The sequence below is a fragment of the Ruegeria sp. CI8 genome (genome assembly GCF_056536865.1).
Window position 1 is genome coordinate 1,569,865 of record NZ_JBQFQL010000001.1, and the last position, 13,383, is coordinate 1,583,247.

At 60.8% G+C, this 13,383-nt stretch carries 16 protein-coding genes; 10 read left to right on the forward strand and 6 right to left on the reverse strand.

The annotated features are described in order from the left end of the window. Nucleotides 1-71: 71 nt before the first annotated feature. The 3 genes from ACR0DA_RS07740 (at nucleotide 72) to ACR0DA_RS07750 (ending at nucleotide 2,826) form a co-directional block, all read left to right on the forward strand. Complete coding sequence (locus ACR0DA_RS07740; RefSeq protein ID WP_170599477.1) at nucleotides 72-908, forward strand: amino acid ABC transporter substrate-binding protein; 837 nt, start codon at nucleotides 72-74, stop codon at nucleotides 906-908. Nucleotides 909-924: 16 nt separating this feature from the next. After that, entirely contained in the window at nucleotides 925-1,719 is a 795-nt protein-coding gene (locus ACR0DA_RS07745) for a lytic murein transglycosylase (protein WP_480753501.1), read from the forward strand. A 198-nt stretch (nucleotides 1,720-1,917) separates the two neighbouring features. Next, the gene (locus tag ACR0DA_RS07750; protein WP_315901652.1) at nucleotides 1,918-2,826 is read left to right on the forward strand and encodes a hypothetical protein; all 909 of its coding nucleotides are present in this window, start codon (nucleotides 1,918-1,920) and stop codon (nucleotides 2,824-2,826) included. Nucleotides 2,827-2,863: 37 nt separating this feature from the next. On the opposite strand, the gene ACR0DA_RS07755 is transcribed toward ACR0DA_RS07750, so the two are convergent. After that, entirely contained in the window at nucleotides 2,864-3,607 is a 744-nt protein-coding gene (locus tag ACR0DA_RS07755; protein ID WP_170595440.1) for a heme-dependent oxidative N-demethylase family protein, read from the reverse strand. Between the two features lie 123 nt (nucleotides 3,608-3,730). On the opposite strand from ACR0DA_RS07755, the gene dddP reads away from it, so the two are divergent. Further along, nucleotides 3,731-5,074 carry a dimethylsulfonioproprionate lyase DddP gene (gene dddP, locus ACR0DA_RS07760; RefSeq protein WP_480753502.1) on the forward strand — a complete coding sequence of 448 codons (1,344 nt, stop codon included), beginning with the start codon at nucleotides 3,731-3,733 and terminating at the stop codon, nucleotides 5,072-5,074. A 3-nt stretch (nucleotides 5,075-5,077) separates the two neighbouring features. Here the strand turns inward: dddP and ACR0DA_RS07765 are convergent, their stop codons facing one another. Next, on the reverse strand, nucleotides 5,078-5,272 hold the full coding sequence (locus ACR0DA_RS07765; protein WP_170449565.1) for a hypothetical protein: 195 nt from the start codon (nucleotides 5,270-5,272) through the stop codon (nucleotides 5,078-5,080). 236 nt (nucleotides 5,273-5,508) lie between these two features. Between ACR0DA_RS07765 and ACR0DA_RS07770 the strand changes: the two genes are divergently transcribed. Continuing rightward, entirely contained in the window at nucleotides 5,509-6,747 is a 1,239-nt protein-coding gene (locus ACR0DA_RS07770; protein ID WP_170449562.1) for a bifunctional alpha/beta hydrolase/OsmC family protein, read from the forward strand. Nucleotides 6,748-6,769: 22 nt separating this feature from the next. Here the strand turns inward: ACR0DA_RS07770 and ACR0DA_RS07775 are convergent, their stop codons facing one another. From ACR0DA_RS07775 to ACR0DA_RS07785, 3 genes are all read right to left on the reverse strand, one after another. Next, a complete protein-coding gene (locus ACR0DA_RS07775; protein WP_170338034.1) occupies nucleotides 6,770-7,129 on the reverse strand; it encodes a hypothetical protein in 360 nt (119 codons plus the stop codon). A gap of 10 nt (nucleotides 7,130-7,139) precedes the next feature. Next, the gene (locus ACR0DA_RS07780; protein ID WP_480633259.1) at nucleotides 7,140-7,694 is read right to left on the reverse strand and encodes a hypothetical protein; all 555 of its coding nucleotides are present in this window, start codon (nucleotides 7,692-7,694) and stop codon (nucleotides 7,140-7,142) included. Between the two features lie 112 nt (nucleotides 7,695-7,806). After that, the gene (locus ACR0DA_RS07785; RefSeq protein WP_170599471.1) at nucleotides 7,807-8,139 is read right to left on the reverse strand and encodes a hypothetical protein; all 333 of its coding nucleotides are present in this window, start codon (nucleotides 8,137-8,139) and stop codon (nucleotides 7,807-7,809) included. Between the two features lie 87 nt (nucleotides 8,140-8,226). On the opposite strand from ACR0DA_RS07785, the gene purB reads away from it, so the two are divergent. From purB to ACR0DA_RS07810, 5 genes are all read left to right on the forward strand, one after another. After that, nucleotides 8,227-9,531, forward strand: coding sequence for an adenylosuccinate lyase (gene purB, locus ACR0DA_RS07790; protein ID WP_170338031.1), 1,305 nt, complete (start codon nucleotides 8,227-8,229; stop codon nucleotides 9,529-9,531). A 127-nt stretch (nucleotides 9,532-9,658) separates the two neighbouring features. Continuing rightward, nucleotides 9,659-9,811 carry an adenylosuccinate lyase gene (locus ACR0DA_RS07795; RefSeq protein WP_480753504.1) on the forward strand — a complete coding sequence of 51 codons (153 nt, stop codon included), beginning with the start codon at nucleotides 9,659-9,661 and terminating at the stop codon, nucleotides 9,809-9,811. 101 nt (nucleotides 9,812-9,912) lie between these two features. Further along, nucleotides 9,913-10,452, forward strand: coding sequence for a tetratricopeptide repeat protein (locus tag ACR0DA_RS07800; protein ID WP_093962431.1), 540 nt, complete (start codon nucleotides 9,913-9,915; stop codon nucleotides 10,450-10,452). Nucleotides 10,453-10,518: 66 nt separating this feature from the next. Further along, nucleotides 10,519-11,619, forward strand: a complete 1,101-nt coding sequence (locus ACR0DA_RS07805) for a flagellar motor switch protein FliG (RefSeq protein WP_480753506.1) — start codon at nucleotides 10,519-10,521, stop codon at nucleotides 11,617-11,619. Nucleotides 11,620-11,737: 118 nt separating this feature from the next. Further along, a complete protein-coding gene (locus tag ACR0DA_RS07810; RefSeq protein WP_480753507.1) occupies nucleotides 11,738-12,661 on the forward strand; it encodes a lysophospholipid acyltransferase family protein in 924 nt (307 codons plus the stop codon). Nucleotides 12,662-12,669: 8 nt separating this feature from the next. On the opposite strand, the gene ACR0DA_RS07815 is transcribed toward ACR0DA_RS07810, so the two are convergent. Further along, on the reverse strand, nucleotides 12,670-13,371 hold the full coding sequence (locus ACR0DA_RS07815; protein WP_170580988.1) for a DUF1223 domain-containing protein: 702 nt from the start codon (nucleotides 13,369-13,371) through the stop codon (nucleotides 12,670-12,672). Nucleotides 13,372-13,383 lie beyond the last annotated feature (12 nt).

Below are 13,383 nucleotides of genomic sequence, written 5' to 3' on the forward strand. Positions count from 1 at the left end.
CCCGATATTTCCCTTTGTGACAGGCGCCTTTGCCGCTAGGCTGAAGATCAATTCAATTATCAGGATTTTTCATGCGCCTTCTCGCCCTGACCCTCTCTGCTGCACTTCTTGTTTCAGGCGCTGCGGCGCAGACGATCGACCGGATCAAAGAAACCCGCGAAATCCGATTTGGGTTTCGGACAGATGCCGCCCCGCTTTCTTACATCAACGACCAGGAGCGACCCGACGGGTTGTCCGTGATGGTCTGCGATCAGGTTGCCCGAGCCATCGCCAGCCGACTGGGTGCGGATGACCTCACCGCACAGTTCATTCCGGTGCAGTCGGATACACGCTTTGACATGGTCGCCTCTGGCCAGATCGACCTGTTGTGCGGCGCGGCGACAATCACCCTGTCGCGGCGGGAAACCGTTGATTTCTCGATCCCGATCTTCGTAGACGGAACATCCGTTTTGCTGCCGATAGATGCGGAAACCACGATGGCATCGCTTTCCGGCAAGAAAGTCGGCATGCGCAGCAGCACGACCACCGAAGAAGCCGTGTTCAACTCGTTCGGATCAGCGGGGATCGAGGCAAAGCTCGTTCGGTTCGCCTCGCATCCCGACGGGATCAAGGCTTTGCGGGACGGAGAGATCGACGCCTATTTCGCCGACCAATCCATCCTTTTGGTGAATTATCTAGCAGCTGGATTGAAGGACGACTTCAAAATCTCGCAGGAGATTCTGACGATTGAAAAACAGGGCCTGGCCCTTGCACGCGGCGATGATGACTTTCGCCTGATGGTCGATGAGATCCTGTCGCAGATGTATGCACAAGGCACGATGGAAGAGATATTTCGCGCCGCACTCCCCGGGATTGAACCCAGCGAGGCCCTGAAAGCCCTGTACGTTATCGCACCCACCCTGCCCTGATTTCCAGGAGGTCTCCATGCGCCTTACGGTCCTGTCCGTTTTCATTGCACTGAGTGCACCCATTGCGGCGCAGTCCGCTCCCTGCGGGAACACAGGCGCTGGTTTTGAAGCCTGGAAGGCCGATTTTGCCAAGCAGGCGCGCAAAGCCGGAGTAAAGAAAAAAGGGCTGCAGGCTCTGGCGCAAACCCAATACGCCACGCGAACCATCGCCGCGGATCGGGGGCAGAAAAGCTTCAAATATTCCCTCGACAAGTTCATGAAGGTCCGAGGGGCGGATACGATCGTGGCCCAGGGGCGCAAGCGAAAGGCCCGAAACCCGGAATTCTACGCGGCGCTGGAGCGTCAGTATGGTGTCCCGGCTGGCGTTCTGATTGCCATTCACGGCATGGAAACCGGGTTCGGAAACTTCATGGGCGACAGCCAGGTTGTTTCCGCAATCACAACATTGGCCTACGATTGTCGCCGGTCCGACTTCTTTGTTCCCCATGCCATCGGAGCGCTGAAACTGGTCGATCAGGGGGCGATCACGGTGGCAACAAAAGGGGCAAAACATGGCGAGTTGGGCCACACCCAGTTTCTGCCCGGCAATGCTCTGACCTATGGCGTGGACGCCACGGGTGACGGGCGCGTGGACTTCTACAACATGACGGATGCGTTGGCCTCAACCGCAAATTTTCTTCGGCAGAAAGGGTGGAAACCCGGCCGGGGCTATCAACCCGGCGAACCGAATTTTGCGGTGATCCAGCAATGGAATGCCGCATCGGTTTACCAAGAATCAATTGCGATCATGGCCGCTCGAATCGACAACTGAGGCTTTGTCAGCAACCTGACCGCCGCACTCAATTCCGCCACATTGCTGCCACAGTGTCGGGCGGAAAGCTCTAATTTCTTGGTTTCCAAAGCGTAATCAATCGTCGCAAAAATTCATTTTTTTGCAATATGGTCAAAATTTGACCCTCATCACCGACTAGAGTGTTGGTTCAGTATTCGTACGGCAGAGGGCAAGACTGTGACCACGAAGCACAGATACCACGGTGGCCTGCAATTCAACGGCGACACGAACGGCGCGTTGGAGCGGTTCGGCCATATCGTGGTGGCAACTCTTGAGGACTACGGGCATCTTGTGGAACGCAAGACCCTGCTGAGCCAGACCGAGGCAACCATCGTGTCCAGCCAGTACCTTGTCCGTTTGACCCTCGAGTCCGAACCCCGGGAGACCAGCGACCGCTATGGGCGTCTGGACCGTACGGTTGGTCTGAAGACCATGGTGCGCCCATCGGCGGCACGACCGCGCAACCGATTGGTGATCTCGGTCTCGCCTGTTTCCGGCCTGGTGGATGACCCCGAGATCTCCGAATTGATGCTTGTCGTCATGCTGTATCGGATGGTCGACATCTGCTCGACGCAACGAGTGGAATGGCTGTCGCCGAAAACCGTTTTGACGATCGAACAGTTCATGGGCGCGTTTGACTCGTTGATGCCACGCAAGCAGCGGAACCGCCGCGAGGCGTTCGAGGCGGTCAGCGGACCTTTCGCGGGCCTTGAGCCCGCTGCAACTGATGACCAGGAGGCCGTCAAATCGCCGGCAAAGCCGCCGCGCCCGATTCAATTGACCGATGAGCAATTGCTCAGCATCGCCTTCCGTTCCGACGAGGCCGACGCACCCGTTTCCGATGCACCGGCCGCGACGGATGGCGATGAAGACCGGCCCAGTGACGCGTTGCGACTGACCAGCTGGGCCCTGACCGGTGCCGTTGCCAGCCTGTCGGCGCCGATCGCTCTGTCGATGGCCGCTGTGAACCTCATCCGGGGCGAAGACTTTCGCCTGAACACTCAGGTCCTGGCCTATACGGTCGCCATCGTGTCGCTGAACTCAAGTGGTGCCTTTGCCGATGTCGCCAATGCGATCGGACTGTAACTGAATTACCAGAAGACCCTCCTTGGAGGCCCCGCCATTAGGCGGGGTTTTCCATTTCTGGCAGGTGCTCGACCGGCACGACATAGGTGTGGATCGAGAACACCACGGCCCGTGTCTCGGGCAACCGCAAAAGCGTTTGCCGCTCGCTGCGCAGATACCGGGTGGTACCACGGTCACGGATTTCGCGCGGGGCGCTGGCGCTGCGGGGCTGGTGCAGTTCGGGGTCGTCATACCACAGCGCGTTGAAGCGCCACAAAGGCCGGCCGACCTGAATTCCGTCGAACAGGCGCTGTACCCGGCGCGCGATGTTGGGATCATAGCTGTCGACCGGCGCGTGAATGGCGATCAGTGGTCGCATGAATTTCTCGGACAGACGCCAGCTGGCGGGAAAGCACAGGATGGCCCCGCTCAGCACATGCTCGTCGCCCTGTTTCTGCAGGATGCAGAAATCCTCCTGCGCCAGCAGGCAAAGCGTATCCAAAGGATTGTCCCGGTCAATCGGCACGGCGGCCCCATCCGGGCGCTGCGCGGTGTCGGCCGCCTCGGGATAGGCCTGCGCCAAGACCAGATCCAGCAGTTCGACAGCCGCCGGGTGGGCCTGCGCGTCCAGCGCCAGCACGTCGTCCCGGCGGGTTTCCAGCAGATGTTGACGGTGTCCCATCTGCGCGGCGAAGGCATCATCGCGATGCAGCCAGTCCTCCATCGTGGTCGGCGCGATGCCCGGCAGCGGACGCTGTTGGGTCGGATCGTAGGGCAGAGTCTGTTGCAGAATGGCTGTCATGGCCTTGGGTTAGCACTCCGAACCAGCCTTGTCGGTCAAAAAGCGACTGGCAAATCGTCGCAATTCACCCAGACGGGGCCGCCCTGCCCCGTCAGGCTGAACCGGCATGCAGGGAGGCGCGCCGTGAACCACCACTATCGAGATACCCGCAAGATCGACCCAAGCCGCGGCGCGACGCTGGGCGACGGCACGCCGAACGACAATGACCGGATCGAGATCGGCCCCACCCAACTTGCATTCAGCGAATGGACCGCCGCCGGGTTGCAACTGCCCAACCTGAACCGCATGCGCGACTATCGCTGGAAACGGCTGACCCAGGCGATCGTCGACCGGGGCTATGGCGGGCTGTTGATGTTCGACCCGCTCAACATCCGCTATGCGACCGACAGCACCAACATGCAGCTTTGGAACACGCACAACCCGTTCCGGGCGGTGCTGCTGTGCGCCGATGGCTACATGGTGATCTGGGACTACAAGAACTCGCCCTTCCTGTCGAAATTCAACCCGCTGGTGCGCGAGCAGCGCTCGGGCGCGGACCTGTTCTATTTCGACCGGGGCGACAAGGTGGACGTACAGGCGGACGTGTTCGCCAACGAGGTGCGCGTGCTGATGCAGGACCACGCCCCCGGCCACACCCGGCTGGCGGTGGACAAGATCATGCTGCACGGCCTCCGCGCGCTCGAGGCGCAGGGTTTCGAGATCATGGAGGGCGAAGAGGTCACCGAAAAGACCCGCGCCATCAAGGGCCCTGACGAGATCCTGGCCATGCGCTGCGCCAGCCACGCCTGTGAAACCGCCGTGGCCGAGATGGAGAAGTTCGCCCGCGCCCATGTGGGCGACGGCAAGACCTCCGAAGATGACATCTGGGCCGTTCTGCACGCCGAGAACATCAAGCGCGGCGGCGAGTGGATCGAAACCCGTCTGCTGGCCTCAGGCCAGCGTACCAACCCGTGGTTTCAGGAATGCGGGCCGCGGATTACTCAGAAGAACGAGATCATCGCCTTTGATACCGATCTGATCGGCAGCTACGGCATTTGCGTCGACATCTCGCGCACCTGGTGGATTGGGGATCAAAAACCCCGCCCCGACATGGTCTATGCCATGCAGCACGCGCACGAGCACATCATGACCAACATGGAGATGCTGAAGCCCGGCGTGATGATCCCCGACCTGACCGCCAACTGCCACAGGCTGGACGACAAGTTCCAAGCACAGAAGTACGGCTGCCTGATGCATGGCGTGGGCCTGTGCGACGAATGGCCGTTGGTGGCTTATCCCGACAAGGCAGTGCCAGGCTCATATGATTATCCGCTGGAACCCGGCATGGTGCTGTGCGTCGAGGCCGCCGTGGGCGAAGTCGGCGGCGATTTCTCGATCAAGCTGGAAGATCAGGTTCTGATCACCGAAGACGGCTATGAAAACCTGACCCGCTACCCGTTCGATTCCGCTCTTATGGGGCTCGACTAGGTCTCAATCCCTCCAGTGAGAGCGACGTACATTTCCGTGCCAATCCTCAAGCACCGGCTCTGCCGATGCGCCCGGCGAAAACGTGTCTTGGGGCCAGTGCAGTCCGGCGGCAAATCCGATGGCCGTGGCCAGAAAGACGGCAACCGCCGTACCGACCTGTGCAACTTCGAAATGCGCCACGTTTGTCGAATGTGTCATCTCCGCGCTCCTTGATCCTTTGTTTCGGTTAGGCCGAACATGGGAGCTTCTGACTCATTATTAAAACGAATTGTTGTTCGCTCCGACTTCACATATTGTGATCAACGACCTGACAAAGGGCGCCTCACGATCACCGCCTGCGCCCTCACCTTCCCGTGACGGTCCTGTCACAAGGGTTGAGACTGCACTGCCTTGTTCACAGTATTGCGCCTAGCATCACAGCCTGAGGACCCGACATGCCAACAGAACGCGTCACATTTTCCGGTCACGATGGTGGCAAACTGGCTGCTCGTCTGGATCTCCCCGATGGGCCGGTGCTGGCAACTGCGTTGTTTGCGCATTGCTTTACCTGCTCCAAGGACATTCCCGCGGCCCGACGCATCAGTGCACGGCTGGCCGCGATGGGATTTGCCGTTCTCCGGTTCGACTTCACGGGCCTTGGCCATTCCGAAGGCGAGTTCGCCAACACGACGTTCACTTCGAACGTTGAGGATCTGATTGCCGCTGCGCAGTTTCTTGCGGGCCGGAACATGGCGCCCGACCTGCTTGTCGGGCATTCTTTGGGCGGGGCCGCGGTCTTGCGGGCGCGGGCCGGTATACCCTCGGTAAAGGCGGTGGTCACGATCGGTGCCCCGGCCGATCCCGGCCATGTGGCTCATCACTTTGAAGACGCACGGGGCCAGATCGAACAGGATGGCAGCGCCGAAGTTCTGCTGGGTGGGCGCCCCATCCGCATCGGTCGAGAGTTTGTGCGCGACATCTCTGAATCCGAACTGACGCCCTCGATCGCCGAGTTGAAGGCCGCGCTGCTGATCCTGCACGCGCCGCGCGACGAAACAGTCAGCATCGACAATGCCAGCACGATCTTTCTGGCCGCCAAACACCCCAAAAGCTTTGTGACGCTGGACGATGCAGACCACCTGATCACCCGTCCGAAGGATGCAGAATACGCCGCCGACGTCATCGCCGCCTGGGTATCGCGCTATGTGCCGCTGTCGCCGCCCGCCCCGCCGCCGGGCGCGCCCGAAGGCGTGGTGCGCGTGACCGAAGTGGACCCGGGCGGATTTCTTCAGGACATTCAATCAGGTCCCAGCCATCATGCCGTGGCGGATGAGCCGGCCTCTTACGGCGGGACCGATCGCGGCATGTCGCCTTATGGCTTCGTTTCTGCCGGGCTTGGGGCGTGTACTTCTATGACCATCCGCATGTATGCGCGACGCAAGCAATGGCCCCTGACCGGGATCAGCGTGGATGTCTGTCACAACAAGGTGCACGCGCAGGACGCGGGGTTGGCGGGGGATGGAAAGGTCGACCAGTTCCGCCGCAAGATCCGACTGGACGGACCGCTGGACAATGACCAGCGGACCAAGATTCTTGAGATTGCCGACAAATGCCCGGTGCACCGCACGCTTGAAAATTCGGCGCATATCACCACCGAACTGCTGCCGCCGGAACCTGTTGCGGCTCCGGCGTGAACCGATATCCGGTCCGGATGGCCTATCGCCGAGGCGCAGGCCTGTGGATCGGGGGCCGTGCCGCTGGTGGGCGGGCCACGGGCGGTCGAGGACGCGCCGGCGGCTTGGCGATCGGAGGTTTGGGCCGCGCAGGCGGTTTCGCAATTGGCGGCTTGGGTTTGGGCGGCGGTTTTCCACCCGGCGGTTTACCCGGCGGTGGTGGGCGGTCCACGTCAATGTCGACATTCACGTTGCGGTAATAGTCGTTCCACAGCATCGAGTCATAGAACGGGTCATATCCGTATCCTACACCGACCGTGACGCCTTCACAGCCCGAGAGGGTGAATCCCCCGGCCCCAAGCCCCAGAACGATGACGGATCGCTTCAAAAAGGTTCCTGCCATTTTCACGCCCTCACTGCACTGACCGGAATGACGCGAAGATGGCATTCAGATCCTCGACATAGCCAGGATCTGCACCGTCGCGCAGGATGGTCACCACAACCGCAACACGGTTGCGCGGCAGGTCGATCACCGTCGCGGTGAAGTTGATCCCGCGCCCGTCACGGGTGCCGGTGCCGCGAATGACCCGGGCCGGCAAACCGCCGATGCGCATGTTCGCATCACTTGTCACCTCTGGGTTTTTCACCAGAAACTTGTCGACATCCTGCAAGTAACGGACCCCGTCCTCGATGCTGGCAACGCCGAACGGCGAAACGAACCCGATCCAGACCGAGTCATCTGTGACCGGGCGCGCAGCCATCACCCGGCTTACGGACCGGGTATCGCCCAGTTGTGTATCCTCAAGATCGCGTGGGCCGCCCGTGCGCAGCATCCAGAAATCCGGGACATCGAACTGAAACAGCGCACGCCCCCCTTCGGTGTAGGTGACCGGCGTATCGCTCAGCCCCGCACCCGTCATGCCGACCCAAAGAGCCGCGCCGATGGCAAAAAGGTTTTTCTTAAACAAGCTGATATCTCTATTTGTTAGTGTCATCGTCCTGAGGATGAGCGATGCAACCCGCGCTTGTCCAGTTTTTAAAGAGTTTTGCTCAGGGGGCCCGCCCGACCTGCGTTGCCGCCTAGTCTGCATATACGCCGACTGTCGCATCGCCGGCCTCTCCCACAAATCGGATCCGCGTACCGTCCGACTGAACATCGTAACAGGCCCAAAAGTCAGACGGTGGCCAGATCGAACAGTATCTGTCATCCCGCACCGCCCAGCGCCCCGAGCTGGGTCGACCCGAGAAATACTGCGTGGCCATAGACGGCTCGAAGACCTGTGTGGCTCCGTTGTCATAAGCCAGCGTCCGGCCCGACAGGACGTCGAGAATCTGCGCGCCCGTCAGCGGTCGGAACGTGTCGGCCGCCAGAATTCCGGGCCAAACCAACAAAATCAGGGCAAACCGTCTCATCCCGCGTCTCCTGCCTTGTCCCAACGGTCCGGCGAGTCTATCACCCGCGCCAACACCCATTGCCAACCGAAAAAGGTGCCGCCGCCCATGATTCCCCGCTATTCCCGCCCCGAAATGGTTGCCGTCTGGTCGCCCGAGACCAAGTTCCGCATCTGGTACGAGATCGAGGCCCATGCCTGCGACGCGATGGCCGATCTGGGCGTCATCCCGCGCGAAAACGCCGAGGCCGTCTGGAAGGCTAAGGACGTGGAATTCGACGTGGCCCGCATCGACGAGATCGAGGCCGTGACCAAGCATGACGTCATCGCCTTTCTGACCCATCTGGCCGAGCATGTCGGCAGCGATGAGGCCCGCTTTGTCCACCAGGGCATGACCAGCTCGGACGTGCTGGATACCTGCTTCAACGTGCAACTGACCCGCGCCGCCGACATCCTGATCGCCGATCTCGAAGGCCTGCTGGCCGCGCTCAAGCGCCGCGCCTACGAGCACAAGGACACCGTCCGCATTGGCCGCAGCCACGGCATTCATGCCGAGCCCACCACCATGGGCCTGACCTTCGCGCGCTTCTACGCCGAGATGGACCGCAACCTGTCGCGGATGCGCGACGCCCGCGCCGAGATCGCCACCGGCGCCATCAGCGGCGCGGTCGGCACCTTCGCCAATATCGACCCCCGCGTCGAAGAACATGTCTGCGAAAAGCTGGGCCTGGTGCCCGAGCCGATCAGCACGCAGGTCATCCCGCGCGATCGCCACGCGGCCTTCTTTGCCACGCTGGGCGTGATCGCCAGCAGCATCGAGAACATCGCGATCGAAATCCGCCACATGCAGCGCACCGAGGTTCTGGAGGCCGAGGAGTTCTTCTCGAAAGGCCAGAAGGGCTCGTCGGCGATGCCGCACAAACGCAACCCGGTGCTGACCGAGAACCTGACCGGCCTGGCCCGGTTGGTGCGCATGACCGTGATCCCGGCGATGGAGAACGTGGCCCTATGGCACGAGCGCGACATCAGCCACAGCTCGGTCGAGCGCAACATCGGCCCCGACGCCACCGTGACCCTGGATTTCGCCCTGTCGCGCCTGACCGGGGTGATCGACAAGCTGGTGGTCTATCCGGACAACATGCTGGCCAACATGAACAAGTTCCGCGGTCTGGTCATGAGCCAGCGCGTGCTGCTGGCCCTGACTCAGGCCGGCGTCAGCCGCGAGGACGCCTATCGCCTGGTGCAGCGCAACGCGATGAAGGTCTGGGAAGAAGGCAAGGACTTCAAAACCGAACTGCTGGCCGACCCGGATGTGACCGCAGCGCTGAGCAAGGAAGAGATCGAAGAAAAATTCGACCTTGGTTATCACACCAAACATGTCGACACGATCTTCGAGCGGGTGTTCGGCGAGTAACCCTCGACGCAGGAACGGCTTTTGCCGGGGCCCGGGTCGCGCTGCGCGATCCGGGCCCCTGTCTTTTGCGGAAACGTCCGAAATCGGCTATGCTGAATGGGCAATTTCCGTTCAAGGAGAGCCCATCATGACCCGCACGACACTCTGCGCACTGGCCCTTGCCCTGTCCGCCTCGTCCGCATTCGCCTGCCAAGGCCACAGCAAGCAATCGCAATCCTGTGCGCCCGGTACGACTTGGGATTCGGCCTCGGAAAGCTGCGTGAAAAACGCCAGCAGCTGAATTCTTGTCCTACTTGTGAATAAAAGCGAGCCATTGGCTGTTAGCTTTTTTGAAGAACGCACTATGCTTCTTGCGAGCAGCCCTTGGAACGGAGTAGGACAATGCGCCTTTTGATGGCCACGGCACTAGCCCTTCAGACATTTGCCTTTGCCCCCGCGGTCAGTGCCGCCGGCGGTGACAGCAGCCCCCCAAAACCGACGAATACCACCAAGAAATGCCTGTTCGGCCGCGTCTATGACGAAGCAGCCGGCCGTTGCGTCAAGCCGAACAAGACCAATTTCAGCGAAGAGCAATTGTATCAGGCCGTGCGCGAGCTTGCTTATGACGGCCAGTTCGAAAATGCGCAGAACGTGTTGCGGGTCATGGATCAAGACGATGATCGCGTTTTGACGTATTGGGGTTTCACCTACCGCAAAATGGGCGAAGCCGAGCTGGCCAACACCTATTACCAACGCGCAATCGAAACCAATCCTGACAACATTCTGGCCCGCAGCTACATGGGTCAGGGATATGTCACCGAAGGGAAAACCGAACTGGCCATCGCGCAATGGCGCGAGATCAAGGCACGTGGAGGAGAAGGCACCTGGGCCGAAGCGTCTCTGCGCGAGGCGATCCGCACGGGGCTGACTTACAGCTACTAGGTTCAGTCTTTCTTTACTCGACTCTCGCTAATCTGCCTGCGGAACAAAAATTGACACCGCAGGCAGATGCAAGATTCACATGCTTTGGTACAGACCGCGCCGGGCAATTCTGCTCCGGCCGAGAAACAGACGGATGACGCCCCTCGCGTCGTTCCTCGTCAACTCACGCCCGGCCAGAAGGCCGCCATCATCGTACGCCTGCTGTTGAACGAGGGGGCCGATCTTCCGTTGGAGGAGTTGCCCGACGAACTGCAGGAACGGCTGACCCTCCAACTGGGCCGGATGGGGCTGGTTGACCGTGTAACCCTCGCTGCGGTCGCGCAAGAATTCGCAGATGCGCTGGACAGCGTCGGACTTGCCTTCCCGCACGGCTTGGCCGGGGCGCTGGACGCGGTAAATGGCAAGATTGCCCCGGCGACCGCCGCCCGGCTGCGCAAGGTCGCGGGTGTGCGCCAGGTCGGCGATCCATGGCTGCGCCTGCGTGACACCCCTGCCGAAGACCTTGCGCGTATGGCTCAGGCCGAAAGCATCGAAGTTGCGGCCGTCATGCTATCCAAGCTCGAAACGGCGAAGGCAGCACAGTTGTTGGCGCAATTGCCCGGGCCGGTGGCCAGACGGATTACCTATGCCGTTTCAAAAACCGCCAACGTGACGCCCGAGGCGGTGGAGCGGATCGGCTGGTCCCTGGCCGCGCAACTCGATCAACGCCCAGTTCCGGCCTTCACCGATTCACCCGACACGCGCGTCGGGGCGATCTTGAACCAATCCCCCCCATCCACGCGTGACGGACTGCTGCACGCGCTCGATGAGGAGGATACTGAGTTCGCCAGCGCTGTTCGCAAGTCCATTTTCACCTTTGCGCACATCGCCATGCGTATCGCTGCACGGGATGTGCCTGCCATCCTGCGCGAAGTCGATCAATCACTTCTGATAACCGCTCTGGCTGGCGCAAGAGCCGAGGATGACAAAGCCTCGGTCGACTATCTGTTGTCCAACGTATCCGCACGGATGGCCGACAGCCTGCGCGAAGAAATTGCTGAACGCGGCAAGGTCAAGCAGGCCGAAGCAGAGGAGGCCATGACCCAGATTGTCGGGGCGATCCGCACACTTGTGGACGCAGGCACTATCACCTTGGTCGAAGCGGATGCCGACGGCAATGACGACTAAGGGCTGCCTGCCGCTGGCTCGGATGCCGTAGAACCCGGGATCGGGACAATACTTGTGGTTGTTGCGCGCCGGCTGTATGTCTGAATCCGCAATTCACAACACCCGGTGAGATCCCCCGATGCCCGTCGAAAAGTCGGAACTGAGCCGTTTTGAGCTTGGTCAATACTATGTCGCCAACCTGTTCCTGAAAGGCATGATCGGCGCAATGCGTCTTTTGCCCTATGAGCCGCGCATTGCGACGATGGGGGCGTTCGTGCGCGGGTTGGCTCCGGCGGTTGGGTTCACCAAACGCGTGCGCAGCAACCTGAAACTGACCTGCCCTGACCTGCCTGAAACCGAAGTCAAACGCATTTGCCGTGCAGTGCCCGACAACGCGGGCCGCGCGATCATGGAACACTTCTCGCCCGAGGATTTCACCGAACGGCAGAAGAACGCAAAAGTATCTGGTTCAGGAATCGCCGCCTTTGAACAAGCGGTGGCCGACGGGCGGCCGGTGATGATGATCACCGCACATTTCGGCCACTACCTTGCTGCGCGGATCGCATTGCAGGCGCGCAGCGGCAAGCCGATTGGCTGCCTGTACCGCCGCATGGCCAATCCGTATTTCAACGAGATGTATGTCGACGCCTTCCACAAAACCGGCGAGCCGATGTTCGAACAAGGTCGGCGCGGCATGGTGGAAATGGTTCGGTCCCTCAAAAAGGGCGGCATCATCGCCATCGTATCGGACCTGCACGCCCATGGCGGTGAAGAGTTGACGTTTTTTGGCAAACCCGCTGTCACGTCTGTTTTGAACGCGGAATTGGCGATGAAATACGATGCCGTTCTCATTCCTTGTTATGCGGTGCGCCAAGCCAACGGTATCGATTTCGAAATCGTTCTGCATGATCCGGTGCCACATACGGACCCCAAGACCATGACCCAATTCATCAACGATGACCTCGAAGGCATGGTGCGGAAACACATGGGCCAATGGTTCTGGATTCACCGACGGTGGAAAGCCTGGAATGGGCTGGGTGTGCAGCCTCAGGACATGCCCTGAGCCGCCCTCTACTTTACCCTTGTTGAGGCTATGATCGGGCCACTGCCGGTGCCCTGAATCAGAACCACCGCGGGCAGGTCCGAAGACAGTTCGATCTGAAAATCCTGTTTAGCCGACCCGTTCCATCGGCCGGCTTCGTGCCATTCCTCAACGACATTCGCGTAGTCCAGATCGTGTCCGGCCAGCTCGCCCCGTCGAATCGACGCGTGGCGCAAGGGCGTGTATTGTACGACCACCACGTCATAGTTTTCCGCGGCGGCGAGATCGACCGGGGCAACGCGGACCGTAACCATGTTCCCGGACCTCTGCGCCGAAACCGACGCGGTGGGCGCAGCGGTCAAATGCGCGTCGATCAATCGGTTCAAGTCACGGGATTTGGCGCCGACGACATCCTGCTGTCCGTTGATCACCATCTGAGGGGTGTAGATCATCGAGCGGCCGCCGCGCCGCGCATAGGCGCGCTGACGGTCCGTATGCGCCGGATCGGCATACTCGTCCTTCCACCCGATGTAGTCCCAATAGTCCACGTGCAGCGCCAAGCCGATCACGTCGTCGCGCTTGGCCAGATCGTGCATGATCGCATCTGCCGGCGGGCAGGACGAACACCCCTGCGAGGTAAACAACTCGACCACCACCGGGCTGTCCGCCCAGGCCGAAGACGCCGACAGGAATACGGACGCAAGAACTGTGGTCAGGGCTGATCTTTTCATTTCACTCTCGGT

Coding starts and splice junctions, on each gene's coding strand:
- ACR0DA_RS07740 (WP_170599477.1), top strand. CDS start 72: ATGCGCCTTCTCGCCCTGACCCTCTCTGCTGCACTTCTTGTTTCAGGC.
- purB (WP_170338031.1), top strand. CDS start 8,227: ATGATTCCCCGCTATTCCCGCCCCGAAATGGTTGCCGTCTGGTCGCCC.
- ACR0DA_RS07770 (WP_170449562.1), top strand. CDS start 5,509: ATGCCAACAGAACGCGTCACATTTTCCGGTCACGATGGTGGCAAACTG.
- ACR0DA_RS07775 (WP_170338034.1), bottom strand. CDS start 7,129: ATGGCAGGAACCTTTTTGAAGCGATCCGTCATCGTTCTGGGGCTTGGG.
- ACR0DA_RS07810 (WP_480753507.1), top strand. CDS start 11,738: ATGCCCGTCGAAAAGTCGGAACTGAGCCGTTTTGAGCTTGGTCAATAC.
- ACR0DA_RS07800 (WP_093962431.1), top strand. CDS start 9,913: ATGCGCCTTTTGATGGCCACGGCACTAGCCCTTCAGACATTTGCCTTT.
- ACR0DA_RS07755 (WP_170595440.1), bottom strand. CDS start 3,607: ATGACAGCCATTCTGCAACAGACTCTGCCCTACGATCCGACCCAACAG.
- ACR0DA_RS07785 (WP_170599471.1), bottom strand. CDS start 8,139: ATGAGACGGTTTGCCCTGATTTTGTTGGTTTGGCCCGGAATTCTGGCG.
- ACR0DA_RS07815 (WP_170580988.1), bottom strand. CDS start 13,371: ATGAAAAGATCAGCCCTGACCACAGTTCTTGCGTCCGTATTCCTGTCG.
- ACR0DA_RS07765 (WP_170449565.1), bottom strand. CDS start 5,272: ATGACACATTCGACAAACGTGGCGCATTTCGAAGTTGCACAGGTCGGT.
- ACR0DA_RS07805 (WP_480753506.1), top strand. CDS start 10,519: ATGCAAGATTCACATGCTTTGGTACAGACCGCGCCGGGCAATTCTGCT.
- ACR0DA_RS07795 (WP_480753504.1), top strand. CDS start 9,659: ATGACCCGCACGACACTCTGCGCACTGGCCCTTGCCCTGTCCGCCTCG.
- ACR0DA_RS07745 (WP_480753501.1), top strand. CDS start 925: ATGCGCCTTACGGTCCTGTCCGTTTTCATTGCACTGAGTGCACCCATT.